The sequence below is a fragment of the Pantoea sp. ACRSC genome (assembly GCF_022346785.1).
Lineage (GTDB): Bacteria > Pseudomonadota > Gammaproteobacteria > Enterobacterales > Enterobacteriaceae > Pantoea > Pantoea alvi.
Window position 1 is genome coordinate 1 of the sequence record NZ_JAKRNN010000019.1, and the last position, 22,802, is coordinate 22,802.

Annotated in this window: 21 protein-coding genes and 1 CRISPR repeat array; of the genes, 11 read left to right on the top strand and 10 right to left on the bottom strand. The window is 58.2% G+C overall.

Going from position 1 to position 22,802, the window contains the following annotated elements; translation table 11 throughout:
• Positions 1-88: hypothetical protein (locus MHZ97_RS16835; protein WP_239313698.1), on the bottom strand; the 88-nt coding region annotated here is incomplete at its 3' end.
• A 30-nt stretch (positions 89-118) separates the two neighbouring features.
• A CRISPR array of direct repeats spans positions 119-1,306; the repeat unit is 29 nt; unit sequence GTGTTCCCCGCGCAAGCGGGGATAAACCG.
• A 7-nt stretch (positions 1,307-1,313) separates the two neighbouring features.
• Here MHZ97_RS16835 and MHZ97_RS16840 point away from each other — a divergent pair.
• The 4 genes from MHZ97_RS16840 to yacL all read left to right on the top strand — a co-directional run bounded on the left by MHZ97_RS16840 (position 1,314) and on the right by yacL (position 6,122).
• A complete protein-coding gene (locus MHZ97_RS16840) occupies positions 1,314-1,829 on the top strand; it encodes a tyrosine-type recombinase/integrase (protein ID WP_239315169.1) in 516 nt (171 codons plus the stop codon).
• A 27-nt stretch (positions 1,830-1,856) separates the two neighbouring features.
• The gene (locus MHZ97_RS16845) at positions 1,857-2,105 is read left to right on the top strand and encodes a hypothetical protein (protein ID WP_239315170.1); all 249 of its coding nucleotides are present in this window, start codon (positions 1,857-1,859) and stop codon (positions 2,103-2,105) included.
• Between the two features lie 903 nt (positions 2,106-3,008).
• Positions 3,009-5,606 (top strand): bifunctional aconitate hydratase 2/2-methylisocitrate dehydratase, encoded by a 2,598-nt coding sequence (gene acnB / locus MHZ97_RS16850; RefSeq protein ID WP_103794042.1) that lies wholly within the window; start codon positions 3,009-3,011, stop codon positions 5,604-5,606.
• Between the two features lie 153 nt (positions 5,607-5,759).
• The gene (gene yacL, locus MHZ97_RS16855; RefSeq protein WP_103793960.1) at positions 5,760-6,122 is read left to right on the top strand and encodes a protein YacL; all 363 of its coding nucleotides are present in this window, start codon (positions 5,760-5,762) and stop codon (positions 6,120-6,122) included.
• Between the two features lie 143 nt (positions 6,123-6,265).
• Here yacL and MHZ97_RS16860 read toward each other — a convergent pair whose 3' ends face one another.
• Genes MHZ97_RS16860 through MHZ97_RS16875 form a run of 4 tightly spaced genes read right to left on the bottom strand, consistent with a single transcriptional unit; the run spans position 6,266 to position 10,682 of the window.
• Positions 6,266-7,585, bottom strand: a complete 1,320-nt coding sequence (locus MHZ97_RS16860) for an MFS transporter (protein WP_239315171.1) — start codon at positions 7,583-7,585, stop codon at positions 6,266-6,268.
• Between the two features lie 42 nt (positions 7,586-7,627).
• Positions 7,628-8,581: a phosphoglycerate dehydrogenase gene (locus tag MHZ97_RS16865; protein ID WP_239315172.1), complete on the bottom strand. Its 954-nt coding sequence runs from the start codon at positions 8,579-8,581 to the stop codon at positions 7,628-7,630.
• 57 nt (positions 8,582-8,638) lie between these two features.
• A complete protein-coding gene (locus MHZ97_RS16870) occupies positions 8,639-9,523 on the bottom strand; it encodes a dihydrodipicolinate synthase family protein (protein WP_239315173.1) in 885 nt (294 codons plus the stop codon).
• Positions 9,524-9,533: 10 nt separating this feature from the next.
• Positions 9,534-10,682, bottom strand: a complete 1,149-nt coding sequence (locus tag MHZ97_RS16875; RefSeq protein ID WP_239315174.1) for an iron-containing alcohol dehydrogenase — start codon at positions 10,680-10,682, stop codon at positions 9,534-9,536.
• Between the two features lie 189 nt (positions 10,683-10,871).
• On the opposite strand from MHZ97_RS16875, the gene MHZ97_RS16880 reads away from it, so the two are divergent.
• From MHZ97_RS16880 to MHZ97_RS16890, 3 genes are read left to right on the top strand one after another with little or no spacing between them, the layout of a single operon-like run.
• Positions 10,872-12,131, top strand: coding sequence for a four-carbon acid sugar kinase family protein (locus MHZ97_RS16880; RefSeq protein ID WP_239315175.1), 1,260 nt, complete (start codon positions 10,872-10,874; stop codon positions 12,129-12,131).
• Entirely contained in the window at positions 12,124-13,104 is a 981-nt protein-coding gene (locus tag MHZ97_RS16885) for a D-threonate 4-phosphate dehydrogenase (RefSeq protein WP_103793966.1), read from the top strand. The genes MHZ97_RS16880 and MHZ97_RS16885 overlap by 8 nt, the downstream gene beginning before the upstream one ends.
• A 6-nt stretch (positions 13,105-13,110) precedes the next feature.
• The gene (locus MHZ97_RS16890) at positions 13,111-13,872 is read left to right on the top strand and encodes a DeoR/GlpR family DNA-binding transcription regulator (RefSeq protein ID WP_103793967.1); all 762 of its coding nucleotides are present in this window, start codon (positions 13,111-13,113) and stop codon (positions 13,870-13,872) included.
• A 412-nt stretch (positions 13,873-14,284) separates the two neighbouring features.
• On the opposite strand, the gene speD is transcribed toward MHZ97_RS16890, so the two are convergent.
• The 3 genes from speD to MHZ97_RS16905 all read right to left on the bottom strand — a co-directional run bounded on the left by speD (position 14,285) and on the right by MHZ97_RS16905 (position 16,436).
• Entirely contained in the window at positions 14,285-15,094 is an 810-nt protein-coding gene (speD, locus tag MHZ97_RS16895) for an adenosylmethionine decarboxylase (RefSeq protein ID WP_103793968.1), read from the bottom strand.
• Between the two features lie 14 nt (positions 15,095-15,108).
• Positions 15,109-15,978: a polyamine aminopropyltransferase gene (gene speE, locus MHZ97_RS16900; RefSeq protein ID WP_239315176.1), complete on the bottom strand. Its 870-nt coding sequence runs from the start codon at positions 15,976-15,978 to the stop codon at positions 15,109-15,111.
• A 107-nt stretch (positions 15,979-16,085) separates the two neighbouring features.
• Positions 16,086-16,436 carry a YacC family pilotin-like protein gene (locus MHZ97_RS16905; RefSeq protein WP_239315177.1) on the bottom strand — a complete coding sequence of 117 codons (351 nt, stop codon included), beginning with the start codon at positions 16,434-16,436 and terminating at the stop codon, positions 16,086-16,088.
• Between the two features lie 180 nt (positions 16,437-16,616).
• Between MHZ97_RS16905 and cueO the strand changes: the two genes are divergently transcribed.
• Positions 16,617-18,230, top strand: coding sequence for a multicopper oxidase CueO (gene cueO, locus MHZ97_RS16910; protein WP_239315178.1), 1,614 nt, complete (start codon positions 16,617-16,619; stop codon positions 18,228-18,230).
• On the opposite strand, the gene MHZ97_RS16915 is transcribed toward cueO, so the two are convergent.
• Positions 18,231-19,514, bottom strand: coding sequence for a cystathionine gamma-synthase family protein (locus MHZ97_RS16915; RefSeq protein WP_239315179.1), 1,284 nt, complete (start codon positions 19,512-19,514; stop codon positions 18,231-18,233).
• A gap of 271 nt (positions 19,515-19,785) precedes the next feature.
• Between MHZ97_RS16915 and hpt the strand changes: the two genes are divergently transcribed.
• From hpt to MHZ97_RS16930, 3 genes are all read left to right on the top strand, one after another.
• Positions 19,786-20,322, top strand: coding sequence for a hypoxanthine phosphoribosyltransferase (gene hpt / locus MHZ97_RS16920; RefSeq protein ID WP_239315180.1), 537 nt, complete (start codon positions 19,786-19,788; stop codon positions 20,320-20,322).
• A gap of 223 nt (positions 20,323-20,545) precedes the next feature.
• On the top strand, positions 20,546-21,469 hold the full coding sequence (locus MHZ97_RS16925; RefSeq protein WP_103793974.1) for an ABC transporter ATP-binding protein: 924 nt from the start codon (positions 20,546-20,548) through the stop codon (positions 21,467-21,469).
• Positions 21,466-22,236 carry an ABC transporter permease gene (locus MHZ97_RS16930; RefSeq protein WP_103793975.1) on the top strand — a complete coding sequence of 257 codons (771 nt, stop codon included), beginning with the start codon at positions 21,466-21,468 and terminating at the stop codon, positions 22,234-22,236. The genes MHZ97_RS16925 and MHZ97_RS16930 overlap by 4 nt, the downstream gene beginning before the upstream one ends.
• Positions 22,237-22,415: 179 nt before the next feature.
• Here MHZ97_RS16930 and panD read toward each other — a convergent pair whose 3' ends face one another.
• The gene (panD, locus tag MHZ97_RS16935; RefSeq protein WP_103793976.1) at positions 22,416-22,796 is read right to left on the bottom strand and encodes an aspartate 1-decarboxylase; all 381 of its coding nucleotides are present in this window, start codon (positions 22,794-22,796) and stop codon (positions 22,416-22,418) included.
• Positions 22,797-22,802 lie beyond the last annotated feature (6 nt).

Consider the following 22,802-nt stretch of genomic DNA (forward strand, 5'->3'; position numbering starts at 1 on the left):
TGTAGGTGGGCCAGTTGGTGATTTTGAATTTTTGCTTTGCCACGGAACGGTCTGTGTTGTCGGGAGGATGCGTGATCTGATCCTTCAACTCAGCAAAAGTTCGATTTATTCAACAAAGCCGTTCCCCGCGCAAGCGGGGATAAACCGGCACTGTTGACGGCACTGTTCGGGTAACTCAGGTGTTCCCCGCGCAAGCGGGGATAAACCGAAATTCCTGATAATTCAGTTGATTTAATCGTTGTGTTCCCCGCGCAAGCGGGGATAAACCGGCCAACAAACTGCCGTACATTGAGTTTCGCGAGTGTTCCCCGCGCAAGCGGGGATAAACCGGACGACGAAACCGGGGAAGACCTGAAAGAAATGTGTTCCCCGCGCAAGCGGGGATAAACCGCGTTTTTTCAGTGTCGGGTAATCCGTAGTTCAGTGTTCCCCGCGCAAGCGGGGATAAACCGACCATATCTTCATGGAACCTACAAAGGTTGCGGTGTTCCCCGCGCAAGCGGGGAAAAACCGGTAATCACCATAAAAGCGATTTGCCTTTTTCAGTGTTCCCCGCGCAAGCGGGGATAAACCGCAGAAAAGGCGCTCCTGAATTCGGGCGAGTGGGTGTTCCCCGCGCAAGCGGGGATAAACCGACTTTTGCCAGATGCTTTTTCGCTTCTGCCAGGTGTTCCCCGCGCAAGCGGGGATAAACCGCAACTACTCTGAGATTGCGCGCAACGCCATCAGTGTTCCCCGCGCAAGCGGGGATAAACCGGCTCATATCTACTCCTTATCCGGCCAGTAGCAGTGTTCCCCGCGCAAGCGGGGATAAACCGCTAGAGAGTCTCCAGCGACCTTTCCTGAAGAGGTGTTCCCCGCGCAAGCGGGGATAAACCGACCGCATTGTAACTTTCTCTGTCGGGCTGGACGTGTTCCCCGCGCAAGCGGGGATAAACCGGATGCAATCAACGCCTATCAGATGGTCGGTGAGTGTTCCCCGCGCAAGCGGGGATAAACCGGGAAATAAATGGATTGGTGGCCAGACACGTGGGTGTTCCCCGCGCAAGCGGGGATAAACCGGACTTTGACGGCAAAGCGGGCATTACTGATAAGTATTCCCCGCGCAAGCGGGGATAAACCGGAGTTTTCCCGTATGCCGGAAGCCGCAAAACAGTGTTCCCCGCGCAAGCGGGGATAAACCGACGAAACTGAAGACCATCCGAAACAGGCTGTCGTGTTCCCCGCGCAAGCGGGGATAAACCGCTCTCCACGATGAAAAATGGCGCTGCCCCCGCGTGTTCCCCGCATGCGCGGGGATGAACCGATTAACCTTGGCGGAGTGGCGCAGGATTTATAATGCAGCGCGGGTATTCTGCCCAGAATATATTCATTCTGCGATGTTGCTTGTGTTAGTTATCGGGCAACGACGCGGTTACATCGTTCGGCTGCATCGGCTATTAATCTGGGATGATCATTTACACATTGTGCAGCAGAAAACTGGCGCGCAAATAGCGTTACCGCTGGCTCTACGCTGTGAGGCGCTGGATTTGTCTTTGCATGAGCTGTTAGAGCAATGTCCGGGTGACGGGCTGTTTATCAATGACACTACGATCGGACCCTGGAATCTGACGCACTGGTTCGCTTACGCTCGCGATATCGCGTTTAGCCGCGCATCATGGCTGGGTGCTCCGCCTAAATTTCATGAGCAGCGATCGCTGGCGGAACGGCTCTATCGCGTCCAGGGCGTCGATACTAAAACGCTGCTGGGGCATGGGCATAAATCAATGTCACAAACCGATCGCTACAATGACGATCGCGGGCGTGAATGCCGCAGGTTCATCCTGTAAACTCAGCCCCCATTAAGGGGGGCTTATATGTACAAAATTTACGTAATCAAACAACGTCGCGGCGGCAGTGAGCGCGTGCCGGGCAGTCAGACACAATCAGAATATGCTGATGTAGCGCGAGCGGGATGGCGCGCGGCGTATTACGATCTGCGCTGGCAGACATCCGAGCATTTGCTGTTACTTACGCACAAAAATGAAAAACTGTATGTGCATCGATTCGGCTCTGCGCCCGGTGATGCAGATTATGTTGCCCCCGACGAGGATCTATCGCTATGACTAAAACCCCACAATCTCAGCTGAAAGCCGTGGCGGCATATCACGAGAGAAACAAGGACGTGTGTTCCCCGCATGCGCGGGGATAAACCGGCGGCGGGGCTGGTGGGTTTGGTAACCATTCAGTGTTCCCCGCATACGGTCGATAAAAGCAAAAAATATTACACAGAAAGTACGGAGTTAATAATCAGCGCATCTATGAAAAGATGAATAATTATATCATCCTTATTCAAGATTAAAACCGCTCAGGTAACCACAAAGGATGTGATTAACCATGCCTTTATTAAAGGAATGAGAAGGCAGGGTTATAGAAAGCATAATATTAAGGTTGAAGTAAAAACCCAAAAATCGGCGAGGCATAAACTCGATAAGTTCAGCCGTAACTCGCTTAACTTTCTACGTAAATCATTAGGTGATTATGTGTTTTATACGGTGAGCCTTTTTGGGATGGCTCTCTTATTTATCATTCATTGCTGATAAGAGAGAAGACAGCGAAAAATTAATATCAAAGGAGAGGGCATATCTTTCTTTTACAGCGAGCGCTTGTTAATTCAGGCCGGCTTGTTATCTGTGAAATATCTCTGCTGCGGCAGTGATCGCCTGCTGGACATCATAAACCATAACCAAACCGATTGATTAACAGCTGGTTGCGCTGCTGTAAGTTATGCATTGCCCCGCGAAGTCCCTGTTTCAGCGACTGGGTGCCTGGCCTGCGACCGTTTTCTAACTGTATGCAAACCGCACAATTTACCCCTGTTAATTATGTTGTATTTTTGTAAACAGATTAACAAACAGCCTGAACCCTGCTATGCTGCCCCACGCGGAACCGGGCACCTTACCCTACTCATGGAATGCTTAGCATCAGGGTGCACCGGAGACCCATACAATGTGAGCGAGGAGAACGTCGTGCTAGTAGAATACCGTAAGCACGTTGCTGAGCGTGCTGCCCAGGGGATCGTACCTAAGCCGTTAGATGCTTCCCAGATGGCCGCGCTGGTTGAACTGCTGAAAAACCCGCCAGCGGGTGAAGAAGAATTCCTGACCGATCTGTTGGTCAACCGTGTCCCACCCGGCGTTGATGAAGCCGCCTACGTTAAAGCGGGTTTCCTTGCCGCGGTTGCTAAAGGCGAAACTACCTCTCCTCTGGTATCCCCTGAAAAAGCGATTGAACTGCTCGGCACTATGCAAGGCGGTTACAACATTCATCCGCTGATTGAGGCGCTGGACAACGAGAAGCTGGCCCCGATTGCCGCCAAAGCGCTGTCGCACACGCTGCTGATGTTTGACAACTTCTACGACGTTGAAGAAAAAGCGAAAGCGGGCAATACCCATGCGCAGCAGGTAATGCAATCCTGGGCGAACGCCGAGTGGTACCTGTCACGCCCTGAGCTGGCAGAAAAAATTACCGTCACCGTATTCAAAGTGACCGGCGAAACCAACACCGACGACCTCTCTCCGGCGCCGGATGCATGGTCTCGTCCAGATATTCCACTGCACGCGCTGGCAATGCTGAAAAACGCACGTGAAGGCATCAACCCGGATGAGCCGGGCAACGTCGGCCCGATCAAGCAGATTGAAGCGCTGCAGGCCAAAGGCTATCCGCTGGCTTACGTCGGCGACGTCGTCGGCACCGGCTCTTCGCGTAAATCTGCAACCAACTCCGTACTCTGGTTCATGGGCGACGACATCCCGAACGTCCCGAACAAAAAAGGCGGCGGTCTGGTGCTGGGCAGCAAAATCGCACCAATCTTCTTCAACACAATGGAAGATGCGGGCGCGCTGCCGATCGAAGTTGACGTAGGCGAGCTGAACATGGGCGACGTGATCGACGTCTACCCGTACAAAGGTGAAGTGCGCAACCACGAAACCGGCGAGCTGCTGGCTAGCTTTGAGCTGAAAACCGACGTGCTGATCGACGAAGTCCGCGCCGGCGGCCGTATTCCGCTGATTATCGGCCGCGGCCTCACCAGCAAAGCGCGCGAATCGCTGGGCCTGCCGCACAGCGACGTGTTCCGTCAGGCGAAAGACGTGGCGGAAAGTACGCGCGGCTACTCGCTGGCGCAGAAAATGGTTGGTCGCGCCTGTGGCGTTGAAGGCGTCCGCCCTGGCGCTTACTGCGAACCGAAGATGACCTCGGTAGGTTCTCAGGACACCACCGGTCCTATGACGCGCGACGAGCTGAAAGATCTGGCGTGCCTCGGCTTCTCCGCCGATCTGGTGATGCAGTCATTCTGCCACACTGCCGCCTATCCGAAGCCGGTCGACGTTAACACGCACCACACGCTGCCGGACTTCATTATGAACCGCGGCGGCGTCTCGCTGCGTCCGGGCGACGGCGTTATCCACTCATGGCTGAACCGCATGCTGCTGCCGGACACCGTCGGCACCGGCGGCGACTCGCACACCCGCTTCCCGATCGGCATCTCGTTCCCGGCGGGTTCTGGCCTGGTGGCTTTCGCCGCCGCGACCGGCGTCATGCCGCTCGATATGCCGGAATCTGTACTGGTACGCTTTAAAGGCAAAATGCAGCCGGGCATCACCCTGCGCGATCTGGTGCACGCCATCCCGCTGTACGCCATCAAACAGGGCCTGCTGACCGTTGAGAAGAAAGGCAAAAAGAACATCTTCTCTGGCCGCATCCTGGAGATCGAAGGTCTGCCGGATCTGAAAGTCGAGCAGGCGTTTGAACTGACCGATGCGTCTGCTGAGCGTTCGGCGGCGGGCTGTACCATTAAGCTCGATAAAGCGCCGATTATCGAATATCTCAGCTCCAACATCGTGCTGCTGAAGTGGATGATCGCAGAAGGCTACGGCGATCGCCGTACGCTGGAGCGTCGTATCCAGGGCATGGAAAAATGGCTGGCGGATCCGCAGCTGCTGGAAGCGGACGCCGACGCCGAATACGCGGCGGTTATCGAGATCGATCTGGCCGATATCAAAGAGCCGATCCTCTGTGCGCCGAACGATCCGGACGACGCGCGCCTGCTCTCTGACGTGCAGGGCGAGAAGATCGACGAAGTGTTTATCGGTTCGTGCATGACCAACATCGGTCACTTCCGCGCGGCAGGTAAGCTGCTCGACAGCCATAAAGGCCAGCTGCCGACCCGCCTGTGGGTTGCGCCGCCGACCAAGATGGATGCGGCTCAGCTGACTGAAGAGGGCTACTACAGCGTCTTCGGTAAGAGCGGTGCGCGTATCGAGATCCCGGGCTGCTCGCTCTGCATGGGTAACCAGGCGCGCGTGCAGGACGGCGCGACGGTGGTTTCTACCTCGACGCGTAACTTCCCGAACCGTCTCGGCACCGGCGCTAACGTCTACCTGGCATCGGCTGAACTGGCTGCGGTCGCGTCGCTGCTCGGCAAACTGCCGACGCCGGATGAGTATCAGCAGTTTATGGTGCAGGTGGATAAAACTGCCAGCGACACATACCGCTACCTCAACTTTGACCAGCTGGATCAGTACACCGATAAAGCAGACAATGTGATTTTCCAGACTGCGGTCTGAGTGACTCACTAAAAAACAAAGGGGCGATAATCGCCCCTTTTTCTTTTGCTTTTTCCCCGCAATAATGTCGCCCCGATCTCACTTTAGCGTTGATGATGCGCACACACTATTCTGGTGCGGATTCACTCGCGTCATTAACCAAAGGGTTAGCCCATGGAATACGAATTTTTACGCGATCTCACCGGGCAGGTGAAAGTACGCATGTCAATGGATCACGAAGCGGTGGGCCACTGGTTTAACGAGGAAGTGAAAGAAAACCTGGCGCTGCTGGACGAGGTCGAAGCCGCGATGCGTAGTATCAAGGGCAGCGAGCGCCAGTGGCAGCGCATTGGCCATGAATATACGCTGTGGATGGACGATGAAGAGATCATGATCCGCGCTAACCACCTTGCCTTAGAGGATGACGGGCTGGAAGAAGGCATGAACTACTACGACGAAGAGAGCCTGTCGTTCTGCGGCGTGGAGGATTTTCTTGCCGTTATGAACGCCTACCGCCAGTTTTTACAGGGGCGCTGAGTCAGCGCGGCCACTCCGATCGCTGAACGCCGTCAGCACCGCCGTTTCAAGCCACTCTTGCAGGCGGGTAGCCTGATCAATATCGCGCCGCGTTAAACGCCAAAAGGCTCCGATCGCCATCAGAGCCTTTTTGCCCGCGCCTGTCAGACGCTGCTGGCGACCGCCTGCGGCTCTGGCGCTTTCTCTTTATCGACAATCGGCTCAACCTTGCCCATCAGGAACAGATAGTTGAGGATGCCGATAACCACCAGCACGGCGGAGAAAACCAGCGCCCAGGTAAAATTGCCGGTGGCGCCAACAATCGCGCCGGTGATAATCGGGCCGACCGCGCCGCCCATATTCGACACCGTATTCTGCAGCCCGGCGACGATAGAGACGCTGTTTTTCGGCGCCACGTCGCCCGGCAGCGCCCAGACCTGCGAGGCGGCCACGGTGGTGCCCGACTTGGCGATACAGAGCAGCAGCACGGTCATAAACACCGATTCGGTAAAGGGCGCGAACCCGATGCAGAGCGCCATCAGCAAGCCAATGGTCAGAAACAGCTTGCGCGTGGCGGTCAGCGACAGCACCTTTTTATGCACCATGCGATCCGACGCCCAGCCCGCCAGCACCTCGATCACCATGCCGCAGATCAGCGGCAGCGCGGCGACGAAGCCCATCTTCAGAAAGTCCATGCCCTTGTCTTTCACCAGATAGGTCGGCAGCCAGGTAATAAAAAAGTAGGAGGTGTAGTTGATGGTGAAAAAGCCGATGCACATCGCCCAGATATTGCGGTAGCGCAGCAGCCGGTACCACTTCATCGGCCGCACGCCTTTGTCGCCATGTTTCTGCGCCTGGCCGTCGCGGATCAGACGCACTTCGTTCTGGTCGATCCTTTTATGGTCTTCCGGGTTCTCGGCATAGATAAAATACCAGGCGATGACCCAGAACAGGCCGATGGCGCCGATAACCAGAAAGGTAATGCGCCAGTCCACCATGGCGATCATCCAGACGATAAGCGGCATCGCCACCGCGCCGCCGAATTTCGAGGCGCTGTCGAACAGCCCCGATACGGTGGCGCGTTCGCGATCCGGGAACCAGCGCGCGGCGATGCCCGCGTTGCTGGGATAGGCGGCCGCTTCACCGACGCCCAGCGCCAGGCGCAGCGCCAGCAGCGATTTAAAGCCGGTCGCCAGGCCCATCGCCATGGTGGCGATCGACCACCAGCCGACCGCGATGCCGAGCCCTTTTTTCTGGCCAAAACGGTCGGCGAACCAGCCCGCCGGGATTTGCAGCAGCGCATAGGACCAGAAGAAGGCGGCCATAATCAGGCCCATCATCTCCGGGTTGATCTCCAGCTCGGTGATCAGATGCGGTGCGGCGGCGGAGAGCACCGTCCGGTCAATATAGTTAATGGCGACCGCCAGCCACATCAGGCCAGCGATCCACCAGCGAATTTTGGTCGAGCGCAGCGAAGAATTCATCATTATTTTCCACTCGAATCAGGTTGCAGGCGAGGGCGGCGCTTACGCCAGCCCGTTCATAACGTTGATCGGCCGCTCGCCCTGTCGGACGCACTGCACAATCTGCGCCACGCAGCGTTCGCCGATAGCGCTGATGGCGCCGTCGGTGTAGCCAGCGATATGCGACGTCGGGATAAAATTCGGCAGGCTAAACAGCGGGTGCGAAGTGAGTGGCTCCTGGACAAATACGTCGGCCGCCGCACCGGCAATTACGTTGTCCTGCAGCGCATGGAAGAGATCCTCTTCATTGACGACGCCGCCGCGCGAAACGTTGATCAAAAAGGCGCGCTTCTTCATGCGGCGCAGACGCGCACCGTCGAACAGGTTGCGCGTCTCGTCGGTCAGCGGCGTGTGCAGGGTAATAAAATCGCTCTCTTCGGTCAGCTGGTCGAGGCTGACAAAGGTGATGCCATGCTCGGCGGCAAAGGCTTCGTCAGGATAGAAGTCAAAGGCGATGACGCGCATGCTGAAACCTTTTGCGCGCAGCGCCACCTGCTTACCGATATTGCCCAGCCCGATAATGCCCAGCGTTTTGCCGTAGACGTCGGTTGCGAAAATACGCGGCCAGTTGCCCGCGCGCGTTTCCGTTACCGCCTGAGTCAGCTGGCGCGCGCCGCTGAGGATCAGCGCAAAGGCGAAGTCGGCGACGGCATGCTTGTTGGCGTCCGGTACGTTGGTCACGTAAATCCCGCGCGCGCGCGTGGCGTCGAGGTCGATATTATCGACGCCGACGCCGTGCTTGCAGACAATTTTCAGCGCTGGCGCCTGCGCCAGCAGCGCGTCGTCTACCTCGGTAAAGGCGACGATCATCGCCACGGTCTCTGGCAGATGCGGCGCCAGCGCGGCTGCTGGCGCGTCGGCGGGCAGGGTCACCAGCTCAAAGCCGTGCTGTTTCAGGGTATCAATCGGCGTCGTGTCATATCTGGCGAACGACGGCGAGGTGCAGATTATCTTCATCGCGTTTCCCAATGGGTTTAAAGCAGAAAAGGGCAGCAACGGCTGCCCTGATGGCCATTACTTCAGGTACTGATTGACGACCTGACGGATTTTTTGCTCTTCGTCGGCGCTGAACCGCACCGCATAGCGACTGTCGCCTACGTCGTAGCCCAGCAGCGATACCGCCTTCTTCACCGCCGCTGGCGAGAAGCCGATGCTGTAGAGATCGGTGCGCAGGCCGGTGACGTTCTCCTGCGCCGCGCGCGAGCCCTCAATATCGCCTGCGTTGAAGCGCGACCAGATGGCGTTGATTTCGTTCGGGGCGGCGTTGGCCAGGCCGGAGATACAGGCGGAGCAGCCGTCGACGAAGCCCTGATGGATCAGCGAGTCCGGCCCGTTAAGCACGTCGAAGTTCTCGATGCCTTCCGCCGCCTTAATAAAGCCGCTCAGGCTCTCATAGCTGCCCGCCGAGTCTTTGATGCCGATAATGTTGGGATGGGACGCGAGGGTACGCACGGTGTCCGGCTGTAGCGTATTACCGGTGCGCGCCGGAATGTTGTAAAGGAACAGCGGCACCTCAAGCGCGTCAGCGACCGTCTGGTAGTGATAGATCAGCTCTTCCTGACGAAGCGGCACGAAGTAGGGCGTGATCACAGAAACCGCATCCACGCCCAGCTTCGCGATCTGCCTGCCGAGACGGATGGTCTCACGCGTCGAGATCTCGCCGATATGCGCCACCACCGGCGCGCGGCCGTTAACTTCATCAAGACAGGTCTCGGTGACGGCGAGCTTCTCCTGCTCGTTCAGCACAAAGAACTCGCCGTTGGTGCCGCCGCAGAAGATGCCGTTGTCTGCGGCCAGCTGGCGTTTTACCTGCTCGCGCTGGGCGGCGGGGTTATAAGCACCTTCCGAATCGAAGCAGGTCACGATAGCGGTCAATACGCCGGTAATTTTCTGACTCATATAATCCTCTTTATTCCTGATATGAAGGGAACAGCGTCAGGTAGACGTCACGAACGTCATTCGCGCTGACGGCAGCGGGTACGTTCTTCATCAGACGCTGCACGTCGAGCGCCGCTTCCACTAAATAGGGCAGGTGATCCGGGCCGATGCCAAGCTCTTCCAGGCTGGCTGGCAGCTTCAGTCGTTTAACCAGCGCGGTGAACCAGGCCACCAGCGCGTGCGATTTACTCTCGTTATCCAGCGAGGTATCCGCATCCGGCAGCAGATCGTAAGCCTGCGCGAATTTGTCTACCGCTGCCGGTCGTACAAAGGCCATGCAGGGTGCCAGCAAGATGGCGTTGGCGACGCCGTGCGGCAGATGATATTTGCCGCCCAGCGGATAGGACATGGCGTGCACCAGATGCGTGCCCGCATGGGCGATCGCCGCGCCGCCGTAATAAGAGGCCCACAGCATATCGAGCCGCGCCTGCAGGTTGTGCGGCTCGGCAACGGCAGTTTCGAGGCTGGCGAACAGCTTCTTCAGGCCGATCAGCGCGTAATTGTCGCTTACCGGATTGGACACCGTGGCGGTAAAGCATTCAATCAAATGACAAAGCGCATCGATGCCGGTGGAAGAGGCGATATGCGGCGGCATGCTGGTGGTCAGCTCCGGCACCAGCGCCACGAAGTCGGGCAGCATCACCGGCGAGATAATGCCGACTTTGGTTTCACGTTCGGGAATAGCGAGGATCGCATTGGGCGTCGCTTCCGAGCCGGTGCCGGCGGTAGTGGGGATCAGCAGCGAGGTGGTGCGCGCGGTCGGCTTTTCGCCCGCCAGCAGCGCCTCCAGCGACGGGGCGTTATTGACGCACAGCACCGAAAGCAGCTTGGCGACATCGAGCACGCTGCCGCCGCCGACGCCAATAACCAGATCCACATCGCGCGTGGGCAGCGCCGCCAGCACCGCGGCGACATCATGCTGGCTCGGTTCCGGCGGCACGCTGTTAATCACGCTGACGCGAGCAACATGCTGTTTCAGCTGGGCGATAAGCGCCTGCACCGCCGGGATGGTTTCAATATTCTTGTCCGTCACCAGCAGCGCGCTGGCTTTTCCTTTCAGCAGATAGCTAATGTCGTTCAGCGCCTGAAAGCCGCTAATTACCGTGCTGTTGATATTCATTTTATACCCTTATTACTGCGAAGCCTGAGCGAATGATTAAATTTGGTCAAACGGGTGCGATATCTGTCACTTGCTGTGGTTAAGTTTATAGAGCATATCGATTTCGATTAATTTGATCTTGCTCACATATAATCAACCGTGATTGAATATAATCATTCGGTAGCAGCATGCAGCTCAACGGGAGAGAAGATGACGCAGAAGTCATGGAAAACGCCGGTGTTGGTTATTGCCGATGACTTTACCGGCGCTAACGACGCCGGCAGCGGGCTGGCAAAGGCGGGCGCTCGCGTGCACGTCCTGTTCAGCAGCGAAGCGCCGCTGGATGTCGCCGCCGCTGACGTCTGGGTGATCAGCACCGACAGCCGCGCCGTCAGCGCCGCAGAGGCGGCGGCGCGTACCGAAGCCGTGGTGCGGCGGCATCAGGATTTTATTGCGCAGGGCTGGCTGTTTAAAAAGATCGATTCCACGCTGCGCGGCAATATCGGCGCCGAAGTGCGCGCCGCGCTGGCTGCCAGCGGCAAGCAGCGGGCGCTAATCGTCCCCGCCGTGCCGCGGCTGGGACGGGTGACGCGCCGCGGCGAGGTGCAGGTCAACGGCGTGCCGCTGACCGAGACCGAATACGCCAGCGATCCAAAAACGCCGGTGATCAGCGCGCGGGTGTTAACGCAGCTTGGGATCGCGGGCAGGGAGATCGATCTCGCCGCGCTGCGCAGCGATCGTTTTGCCGCGCTGCTGGCGGAGCAGCAGGGCGCAGTGGTGATCGATGCGGAAAGCGAGAGCGATATTGCGCTTATCCTGGCCGCCGCCGCGCAGCTTGACGAAACGCCGCTGCTGGTGGGCGCCGCCGGACTGAGCGACGCGCTCGGCGCGCAGCTGGCGGTACGCGCCACTGCGCCGGTGCTGGCCGTTATCGGCTCGATGAGCGCCAGCGCGCAGCAGCAGATCGCCCGGCTGGCGGCGCAGCGAGATATCACGCTGGTGGATATCGATATCCGTCAGCTGTTTGAACGCCCTCGCTGGCCGGACGGCGCGCGCTGGGCGGAGCAGGTTCTCGCCGCGCTGCGCGCCGGTCGCCATACGGTGCTTCGCACCTGCCAGCACGCCGGGCAGCGTCATGAGATCGAGGCGCTGTGTCGGCAGCAGCAGATAACGCGCCAGCAGCTGGGCGAAGCGATTTGCCAGTTTCTGGGCGAACTGACTCTGACGCTCTGTCGCGCGCACCGGCCCGCGGCGCTTTATCTCTCTGGTGGCGACGTAGCGATTGCGGTTGCGCAGGCGCTGGGCGCCAGCGGCTTTGAGATTCAGGGCATCGTGGCGGACTGCGTGCCGCACGGCGTCCTGCTTAACAGTGAATTTACCCTGCCGGTGATGACCAAAGCGGGCGGTTTTGGCGACGAAAACACCCTGGTAGCAGCCATTGGTTTTATTGAGGAGAAGTCGAGTGAGTAAAATTATTGCGGTGACCATGGGCGATCCGGCGGGCATTAGCCCGGAGATCATCATCAAAGCGCTGGCGGAAGGCGATCTTAACGGCGCGCCGGCGGTGGTGGTGGGATGCGCGGCGACGCTGCGCCGCATCCTTGCTCTGAACATTACGCCGCAGGTCGAGCTGCGCGTGCTGGATAGCGTAAAAGAGGCGCACTTCGCGCCAGGCATTATTAACGTCATCGACGAGCCGCTGGCCGATCCCGATGCGCTGAAGCCGGGCGTGGTGCAGAAGCAGGCGGGCGATCTCGCCTGGCGCTGCGTGAAACGCGCCACCGAGCTGGCGCTGGCGGGCGAGGTTCAGGCCATCGCCACCGCGCCGCTGAATAAAGAGGCGCTGCACTCGGCGGGCCATCTCTATCCTGGCCATACTGAGCTGCTGGCGCATCTGACCGACACCAAAGATTACGCGATGGTGCTCTATACCGATAAGCTGAAGGTTATTCACGTCACCACGCATATCGCGCTGCGTAAGTTCCTCGACACGCTGAGCCGCACGCGCATCGAAACGGTGATTGGCATGGCGGATACCTTCCTGCGCCGCGTCGGTTTTGAAAAGCCGCGTATCGCGGTGGCGGGCGTTAATCCGCACGCTGGTGAAAACGGTCTGTTTGGCGACGAGGAGATCACCACCGTCGCGCCGGCGGTGAAGGCGATGAAGGCGCAGGGCATTGAGGTTTTCGGCCCCTGTCCGCCCGATACGGTGTTCCTGCAGTGTCAGGAAGGGCAGTATGACATCGTGGTGGCGATGTACCACGATCAGGGACATATCCCGCTGAAACTGCTTGGCTTTTACGACGGCGTGAATATCACTGCCGGTCTGCCGTTTATCCGCACCTCTGCAGACCACGGCACCGCTTTTGATATCGCATGGACAGGTAAAGCGAAGTCTGAGAGCATGGCGATCTCCATTAAACTCGCGATGCAGTTAGCATAGGGAAATATGAAGGGACAAAGTCGCCTTGACCAGATTATGGACTATCTGAAAAGCCATAATCTGGTGACTGTTGATCAGCTGGTGAGCGCTATTTCCGCCTCGCCGGCAACCATTCGACGTGATTTGATTAAGCTGGATAAAGAAGGCGTGATTAGCCGCAGCCACGGCGGCGTTACGCTGAATCGTTTTATTCCGGCGCAGCCTACCACGCTGGAGAAGATGCAGCGTAATCTGGCGGAGAAGCAGGCTATCGCCCACCACGCCGCCACGTTCGTGCAGTCGGGCGATGCGGTAGTGCTGGACGCCGGCACCACCATGCTGGAGCTGGCGCGTCAGCTGACGCATTTGCCGCTGCGCGTGATTACCGCCGATCTGCATATCGCGCTGTTTCTCTCGGAATTCAAACAGATTGAAGTGACCATTATCGGCGGCCGCATCGACGACTCGAGCCAGTCGTGCGTAGGTGAGCACGGGCGGCGTCTGCTGCGCAGCATCAATCCCGATATCGCTTTCGTCAGCTGCAACTCCTGGAGCCTGGAGCGTGGCATCACCACGCCGACAGAAGAGAAGGCCGGGCTGAAGCGCGATCTGCTGGCGAATGCGCGCCGTCGCATTCTGCTGGCTGACAGCAGCAAATATGGCTCCTGGTCGCTGTTCTGCGCCGCCCCGGTGGATGAGCTGACCGATGTGGTGACCGACAGCCGGTTAGACGAAGAAGTGTGCCGCACGCTGCGCGAGCGCGGAATTGCGCTGGCGCTGACGGATTAACGTTGCGGGTGGTTTAGCTGGCACCCGCTGCGCTTTTTTCTCGTTGAAATAAGGGGAAGGGCAGGACGGCCGCGCCTGTTTATTGGGCATGCGTGGGATTGAGCGCTTCGGCTGAAAAGTACGATCCTGTTTTTTATTTCAAAAGTAATCAGCCTTTCTCGCCTGGACTATTTTCGGCATCCTTTTGCACACCCTTTTTTATAGGCTGGCTTTAATTTATTGGAAAATAAGGCGCGGCAGTGCGTGCCTGATAAAAGGGGTTTTGGCTCAATATTGCTGCTTTTTAGTGGGATATGAGCAGGTTAGTTTGGTAAGGTAACCGTTCACTGCCGTACAGGCAGCTTAGAAATTAAAACCCCCAAAGAAATCGGCGCGCGTCTGCCGCTATGGCGTGACATCGCGCGCCTGGTCATTAAAAGGTCTTCAGGCCCACAGCCGGAATATTGCGGCCGTAGTAAATCTCGCGCATCTCCTTCCACAGCAGGTCGGTAATGCGTTTGTGTTCCGCCGGGCTGAGATCTTCAGGGCGGGTATTGAACAGGTAGTGCTTCAGGTCGAACTCTTTCAGCAACATCTTGGTGTGAAAGATATTTTCCTGATAGACGTTCACATCCACCATGTCATACATCGCCTTCATATCTTCCGACATAAAGTTCTGGATCGAGTTAATCTCATGGTCGATAAAGTGTTTCACGCCGTTTACGTCGCGGGTAAAGCCGCGCACGCGGTAGTCGACGGTAACGATATCGGACTCCAGCTGGTGGATCAGGTAGTTCAGCGCCTTCAGCGGGGAGATCACGCCGCAGGTTGAGACTTCGATATCCGCACGGAAGGTGCACAGGCCGCCTTCAGGATGGCTTTCCGGATAGGTGTGCACGCAGATATGGCTCTTGTCCAGGTGCGCCACAACGGAATTAGGCAGCGGACCAGGATGCTCTGAATTGTCGATATCCTTTGGATCGATCGGCTCTTCGCTCACCAGAATGGTGACGCTGGCGCCCTGCGGTTCATAATCCTGGCGCGCAATATTAAGCACGTTCGCGCCGATAATCGAACAGGTTTCCGTCAGGATCTCCGTCAGGCGATTGGCATTGTATTGCTCATCGATATAGGCGATATAGCCATCGCGTTCGGCTTCAGTATTCGCATAACAAATATCGTAAATACAAAAACTCAGGCTTTTGGTCAGGTTGTTGAAGCCATGCAGTTTAAGCTTTTGCAATTTGGTTCACCTCCTTATAAAGGCTGTTCAGCGGACAGGGCGGTCAGCAGGTACTGCGGCAGCGCAAAGCTGCCGGCATGGATAGCCGGGTTATAGTAGCGGCAGGTCAGGCCCGACGCCGCGAAACGCGTTTGCAGCGTGGCGAGGTCAAGGTGACGCAGCGCCGGATTATCGCTTGCCCAGGCGAAAGTCATAATGCCGCCGTAGTAGGTCGGGATCGCCGCCTGATAAAAACTGACGTCTGCGAAATAGTGGCTGAGTTTACGATGGCTGTTGATCGCTTCCTCCTGCTGCAGAAAGCAGACGCCGTTCTGCGCCACGAAAATGCCGCCAGGATTAAGGGCGTTTTTGCAGCCAGCGTAAAATTCTGAGGTGAACAGGCTCTCGCCCGGTCCGACAGGATCGGTGCAGTCGGAGATGATCACATCGAATTTTTCCTGAGTCTGGCTGACGAAGTTTACGCCATCGTCGATCACCAGATTGAGACGCGGATCCTGATAAGCGCCCTGGCTGTGATTAGGGAGATATTGCTGGCAAAAAGTCACTACGCCGGCGTCAATCTCTACCATCGTTATGCTTTCCAGCTGCCGATGACGCGCCACCTCGCGCAGCATCGCGCCGTCGCCGCCGCCGATAATCAGCACGCGCTTCGCCGCGCCGTGCGCCAGCAGCGGCACGTGCGTCATCATTTCGTGATAGATAAATTCGTCGCGCTCGGTGGTCTGCACCACGCCGTCCAGCGCCATTACGCGGCCCATCTGCGCGTTTTCGAAGATGATTAAATCCTGATGCGCGGTCTTTTCCCGGTACAGCTCTTTATCGACCGTGAAATATTGTCCGAAACCGGCATGAAGGGTTTCATACCACATTTCTTTTTGCGCCATGGTGGGCTCCTCTCTGATGACTTGGCCATGAAAAAGAGCGGCACATCATAACCAGGAGTGACCGTGCATGCACGGTCAAATGAACGGCGTTAAGGCGGGCGTGCGGCTTATTTAACGTAGGCGAGCAGGCTGAGGGAGTCGCGCGCCAGCGACTTGCACTTCTTGTCGTTGGTAATGGCGATGCCGCTCAGATCTTTATAGCTCGCTTCGCCAAGCGCCTTCATGTTGTAGGCCGCGTAATTACTCAAATCCCAGCGGTTCTGCTGGGCGAAAAACACCAGAGCTTTGCGGATTTGCGCATCAGGCAGATCCTGATAGCCGCAATCATTTTTCAGGTAAACGAATACCGCGGTGAGATCGGCCAGATCTTCTGCTTCGGATTCGCTTAGTGCGAAGCTGGTGGAGGAGAAGCCAAAGAGTCCTGCCAGCAGTAACAGGATCCTGATGCTTTTCTTCATAGTAATTCTCATTCATTAATCATCATGTGACGATAGCACAGTGACTGGCAGGATTCCGATTATTTTGCCGCTGGAAGGCCGCTCGAGCACTTTTTTCAGGCGTTTCCGCTAACAGGGCTTGACCCTCCCGCAGGGGAAGGGTTTAGGCTGTGGTTCCCTTATCACACGGATGAATAAGCTATGCATCGTCGCCACTTTCTCAAACTGACCGCAGCGCTGAGCGCGGCCGGGGCGCTGCCGCTCTGGAGTCGATCCCTGATGGCGGCCAGCCGTCCGCTGCTGCCGATTCCTTCACGGCTGGAGTCAGATCCGCGCGGCCAGATCCAGATCACCGCCATGACCGGCACCAGCCAGTGGCAGGGCAAGGAGGTGCCGACATGGGGCTACAACGGCGCGCTGCTGGGGCCAGCCATCGTGCTGCGCCGCGGCAAGCAGGCCACGGTTAATATCCTTAACCGCCTGCCGGAAGCGACCACGCTGCACTGGCACGGGCTGGCGATCCCCGGCGACGTCGACGGCGGGCCGATGGCGCGTATTGAACCGGGTGCGACGCGCCAGGTCAGCTTTACGCCAGATCAGCCCGCCGCTACCTGCTGGTTCCATCCCCATTTGCATGGCAAAACCGGCCATCAGGTGGCGCAAGGGCTGGCGGGCCTGATCCTGCTGCAGGATGAGGAAACCGACAAGCTGCGCCTGCCGTCGCAGTGGGGCTCAGACGATGTGCCGCTGATTTTCCAGGACAAGCGGCTAACCCAGGACGGCAGCCGCATCGACTATCAGCTCGATATCATGAGCGCCGCGGTAGGCTGGTTCGGCGATATGATGCTGACCAACGGCGTACAGTATCCGCAGCAGGCGGTGCCGCGCGGCTGGCTGCGCCTGCGCCTGCTGAATGGCTGCAACGCGCGCTCGCTGCATATCGCCGCCAGCGACAACCGACCGCTCTATGTTATCGGCAGCGACGGCGGCCTGCTGGCGGAGCCGGTGAAGGTGACGTCGCTGCCGCTGCTGCCGGGAGAACGCTTCGAGGTGATGGTCGATACCTCTGACGGCAAAACCTTCGATATCGTCACTCTGCCGGTTGAGCAGATGGGCATGACGCTGGCGCCGTTCGACCAGCCGCTGCCGCTGGTGCAGATCCTGCCGCTGCGCGTAATGGCGAGCGCGACGCTGCCGGATAGTCTGGTGCAGCTGCCGCCGGTTCCCTCGGCGGAAGGCGCTAACGCACGCTGGCTGCAGCTAATGATGGATCCGCAGCTCGATCGGCAGGGCATGGCGGCGCTGATGCAGCGCTACGGCGATAAAGCGATGGGCAAGGCGGGCGGCCATCACGCCATGCCGGCAGCTGGCGGCCATGAGGCGATGGGCGGCCATGAGGGGATGGCGATGAACGGTCACGATATGTCGACGCATGACGCGCACGGCGGCGGCGCAGCCCAGGGCTACGATTCCCACAGCGGCAACAAGATCAACGGCCAGGCCTTTAATATGGCGAAGCCGATGTTTAACGTTACGCCCGGCCAGCTGGAAAAATGGACCATCTCCGGCGAAGGCGACAAGATGCTGCATCCCTTCCATATCCACGGCACGCAGTTCCGCATTCTTTCAGAAAACGGCAAGCCGCCTGCGCCGCACCGGCAGGGCTGGAAAGATATGGTCAATGTCGACGGCTGGCGCAGCGAAGTGCTGGTGCGCTTTGACCACCGCGCCGCCGCCGAACACGCCTATATGGCGCACTGCCACCTGCTCGAGCATGAAGACACCGGCATGATGCTGGGCTTCACCGTCGGCTAATCAGGCTTTCTCGAGCGCCAGGCGAATATCTTCCACCAGATCGCCGGCGTTCTCGATGCCGATAGAGAGGCGGATAGTGGCGTCGCTGATGCCGATGCGCTGCCTGACCGCCTCCGGCACGCCAGAATGGGTGGTGCTGCCGGGGTGGCTGGCAAGGGACTCGGTGCCGCCCAGGCTCACCGCCTGTTTAAACAGCCCCAGCGCGTTAAGGAAACGGAAGGCGGCGGGCTGTCCGCCCACAATATCAAATGAGAAGGTCGAACCGGCGCCGCTGCACTGCTGGCGGAAAGTACGGCCTTCGGCGCTGTTCTCGTCGAGGTAGGGCAGCCACTGCAGCTTCGCCACCTTTTCATGGTCGCGCAAAAAGGCGGCCACCGCCTCGGCGTTCTGCCAGGCCTTCTCCATGCGCAGCGACAGCGTCTCCAGCGAACGGCCAATCATCCAGCTGGAGTGGGGATCGAGCTGGGTGCCGATGGCGCTGCGCAGCGAGCGTATCTGGGTAATCAGCGCCTTGCTGCCCATCGCCGCGCCGGCAATCAGGTCGGAGTGACCGCCGACATATTTGGTCAGCGAGTAGAGCGAAATATCGGCGCCGAAGTTCAGCGGACGCTGAAACAGCGGGCCGAGCAGGGTATTGTCGCAGGCGACCACCGGACGCGATCCCTGCTGCTGGCCAATCTCATCAGCGATGCGCGCGATCAGCGCAATATCGACCAGGCTGTTGGTGGGGTTGGCCGGCGTCTCGATCAGGATCAGCGCGACGCGACCCTTGCTCAGCGCCGTCTGCGCGGCGGCGCGCACTTTCTCTTCATCGGTGCCGTCGCTGAAGCCCACCGGCTCAATATTCAGGTTATGCAGCGTTTTGCTCAGCAGCGTCTCGGTGCCGCCGTAGAGCGGCTGCGAGTGCAGGATCACATCGCCCGGGCGCGCAAAGGTCAGCAGCGTGGTAGAGATGGCCGATATGCCCGACGAGAACAGGGCGCAGCTCTCCGCCTCTTCATAGATCGCCAGCCGATCTTCAACGATTTCGCTGTTGGGATGGTTAAAGCGCGAATAGACCAGCCCGCCGCTTTTGCCTTCCGGCGGTTCACGCCGTCCCGCCACATAATCAAAGAAGTCACGCCCCTCTTCGGCGCTGTTAAAGACAAAGGTCGAGGTCAGAAAGACCGGCGGTTTGACCGCACCTTCCGACAGGCGCGGATCGTAGCCGTAGTTAAGCATCTGGGTTTCGGGATGCAGCTTACGATCGCCAATATGGGTTTTTTTACTGGAGTTATGGGACATGGGATCTCCTGCTCAGCGCAGATGTAAGGTAACGATATGTTGGTCATAAGCTAACACGCAGCGGAATGTTCTGTTAAAGGCCGGTAAGTTCTAAGTTTATATCATCTGCGTACCCTGAGCCTGACGGCGGCTTAGCGCTGCATCTCGCCGCGTCTGGCAAGCTGTGATACTCTCCTGCGAATCGCTACCCGCTCAGGTCTGTGCGGGTTCTCTCTGTTCATCCGCTGCTGAGGATGAACGATCCCTTTAAAATCAACGAGAAGTACAGGTTTTGAAACATACTGTTGAAGTGATGATTTCCGAAGAGGCGATCGCAACGCGCATTGCCGAACTGGGTAAAGAGATTTCCGAGCGCTATCGCGACAGCGGCTGCGAGATGGTGCTGGTCGGTCTGCTGCGCGGCTCCTTTATGTTTATGGCCGATCTCTGCCGCGCCGTCGAGGTGCCTCACGAAGTCGACTTTATGACCGCCTCCAGCTACGGCAGCGGCATGTCCAGCTCGCGCGACGTAAAAATCCTCAAGGATCTCGATGAAGATATTCGCGGCAAAGATGTGCTGATTGTCGAAGATATCATCGACTCCGGCAATACGCTGAGCAAGGTGCGCGAGATCCTGCGCCTGCGCGAGCCGAAATCTCTCGCCATCTGCACGCTGCTGGATAAGCCCGAGCGTCGCGAAGTAGAAGTAACGGTGGAGTATGTCGGTTTCACCATTCCTGACGAGTTCGTGGTCGGCTTCGGCATCGACTACGCCCAGCGCTATCGTCATCTGCCCTTTATCGGCAAAGTGGTGCCGCTCGAATCCTGAGCCTGACCGCACGATCTTCCAAGGCCGACCGCCTCGGCCTGGTGTAGGCTGTGCTCCGATTCAGGAGTTCAGCCTTCACCTCCGCAAAAAAATGCCCACCCAGGAAGATTTTACGCTCAGGGTGGCTCATCATAAGTAGCAACGTTGCGGCGACATCGCGTCAGCCAGCGGCTCGCTATGTCTATCGCGACTCACCGACATTAAAACAGGATATGGATTCGGAATGACTTATGCACTGGAACTTTCCCGGCTGACCAAGACCTATTCCGGCGGCGTGCAGGCGCTGAAGGGCATAGATCTTAAGGTCGAAGCCGGCGATTTTTATGCGCTGCTGGGGCCAAACGGCGCGGGCAAATCGACCACCATCGGAATTATCAGTTCGCTGGTGAACAAATCTGGCGGCAGCGTACGGGTGTTCGGCTACGACCTCGAAAAAGAGGTGGTGAACGCCAAACGCCAGCTCGGCCTGGTGCCGCAGGAGTTTAACTTCAATCCGTTCGAGACCGTGCAGCAAATTGTGGTGAACCAGGCGGGCTACTACGGGGTAGAGCGCCGCGATGCGCAGCAGCGCGCAGAGAAGTATCTGACGCAGCTCGATCTCTGGGGCAAGCGCAACGAGCGCGCGCGGATGCTCTCCGGCGGCATGAAGCGCCGTCTGATGATCGCCCGCGCGCTGATGCATGAGCCGAAGCTGCTGATCCTCGACGAACCGACGGCAGGCGTCGATATCGAGCTGCGTCGCTCGATGTGGACCTTCCTTAAAGAGCTGAACGAAAAAGGCACCACCATTATTTTGACCACGCACTATCTGGAAGAGGCAGAGATGCTGTGCCGCAACATCGGCATTATCCAGAGCGGCGAGCTGGTGGAGAACACCTCGATGAAGGGACTGCTGGCCAAGCTGCAGTCGGAAACCTTTATTCTCGATCTGGCGCCGGGCAGCGCGCTGCCGACGCTGGAAGGGTTCCAGTATCGTCTGGTGGACGCCTCCACGCTGGAGGTTGAAGTTATGCGCGAACAGGGTCTGAACAGCGTGTTCGGCCAGCTGAGCGCGCAGGGCGTGCAGGTATTAAGCATGCGTAACAAGGCGAACCGCCTGGAAGAGCTGTTTGTCAGCCTGGTGCAGGGTAAAGGAGTAAAAGCATGACACATTTGTACTGGGTGGCGCTTAAGAGTATTTGGGCCAAGGAGATTAACCGTTTCGCGCGCATCTGGATCCAGACGCTGGTGCCGCCGGTGATCACCATGACGCTCTATTTTATTATTTTCGGCAACCTGATCGGCTCGCGCATCGGCGATATGCACGGCTTCAGCTATATGCAGTTTATCGTGCCGGGCCTGATTATGATGGCGGTGATCACCAACGCCTACGCCAACGTCGCCTCGTCGTTCTTCAGCGCCAAGTTTCAGCGCAATATTGAAGAGCTGCTGGTGGCACCGGTGCCGACGCATATCATTATTGCCGGCTATGTCGGCGGCGGCGTGGCGCGCGGTCTCTGCGTCGGGGTGCTGGTCACGGCGGTTTCGCTGTTTTTCGTGCCGTTCCACGTTCACTCCTGGCCGATGGTGGCGCTGACGCTGCTGCTGACGGCGATCCTCTTTTCGCTGGCTGGCCTGCTGAACGCGGTATTCGCGCGCACCTTCGACGATATCAGCCTGATCCCGACCTTTGTGCTGACGCCGCTGACCTATCTGGGCGGGGTGTTCTATTCGCTGACGCTGCTGCCGCCGTTCTGGCAGGCGGTGTCGAAGCTTAACCCGGTGGTCTATATGATCAGCGGCTTCCGCTTCGGCTTCCTCGGCATCAACGACGTGCCGCTGGTATTTACCCTGTCGGTGCTGATCGCCTTTATCCTGGTGTTTTATATTCTGGTCTACACGCTGATTCAGCGCGGACGCGGCCTGCGCACCTGATAAAAAAAGCAGCCGGATGGCTGCTTTTTTTTGCCAGACGGCTCAAAAGCCTGACAAGTGGGCGACGTGAACCGAAGAGCAAAGCGTCCCACGCCATGGAAGGCGTGGGCCGAGCGGGCAGGGATGCCATCTTTTGCGTCTTTGCGATCGGTTCACGCCGCCCACGTCAGCACCGCCCCTCAGGCGACCTGCACCGGCAGCGCCTTCGCCAGACGCTTCATCTGATTGTCGCCCTCAAAATAGGCTACCTTCGGCTGCCACTGGCGCGCTTCCGCATCCTCCACCTGCACGTAAGAGCAGATAATCAGGATATCGCCTTCGCAGGCGCAGCGTGCCGCCGCGCCGTTTACCGAAATAATCTTCGATCCGCGTTCGGCGGCGATAGCGTAGGTGGAAAAGCGCTGGCCGTTGGTGACGTTATAGATATCGATGGCTTCATACTGCAGGATGCCAGAGGCGTCGAGGAAATCCTGATCGATGGCGCAGGAGCCCTCATAGTGTAAATCCGCCTGGGTCACCTTCACGCGATGCAGCTTGCCTTGTAAAACGGTACGTATCATAACCAG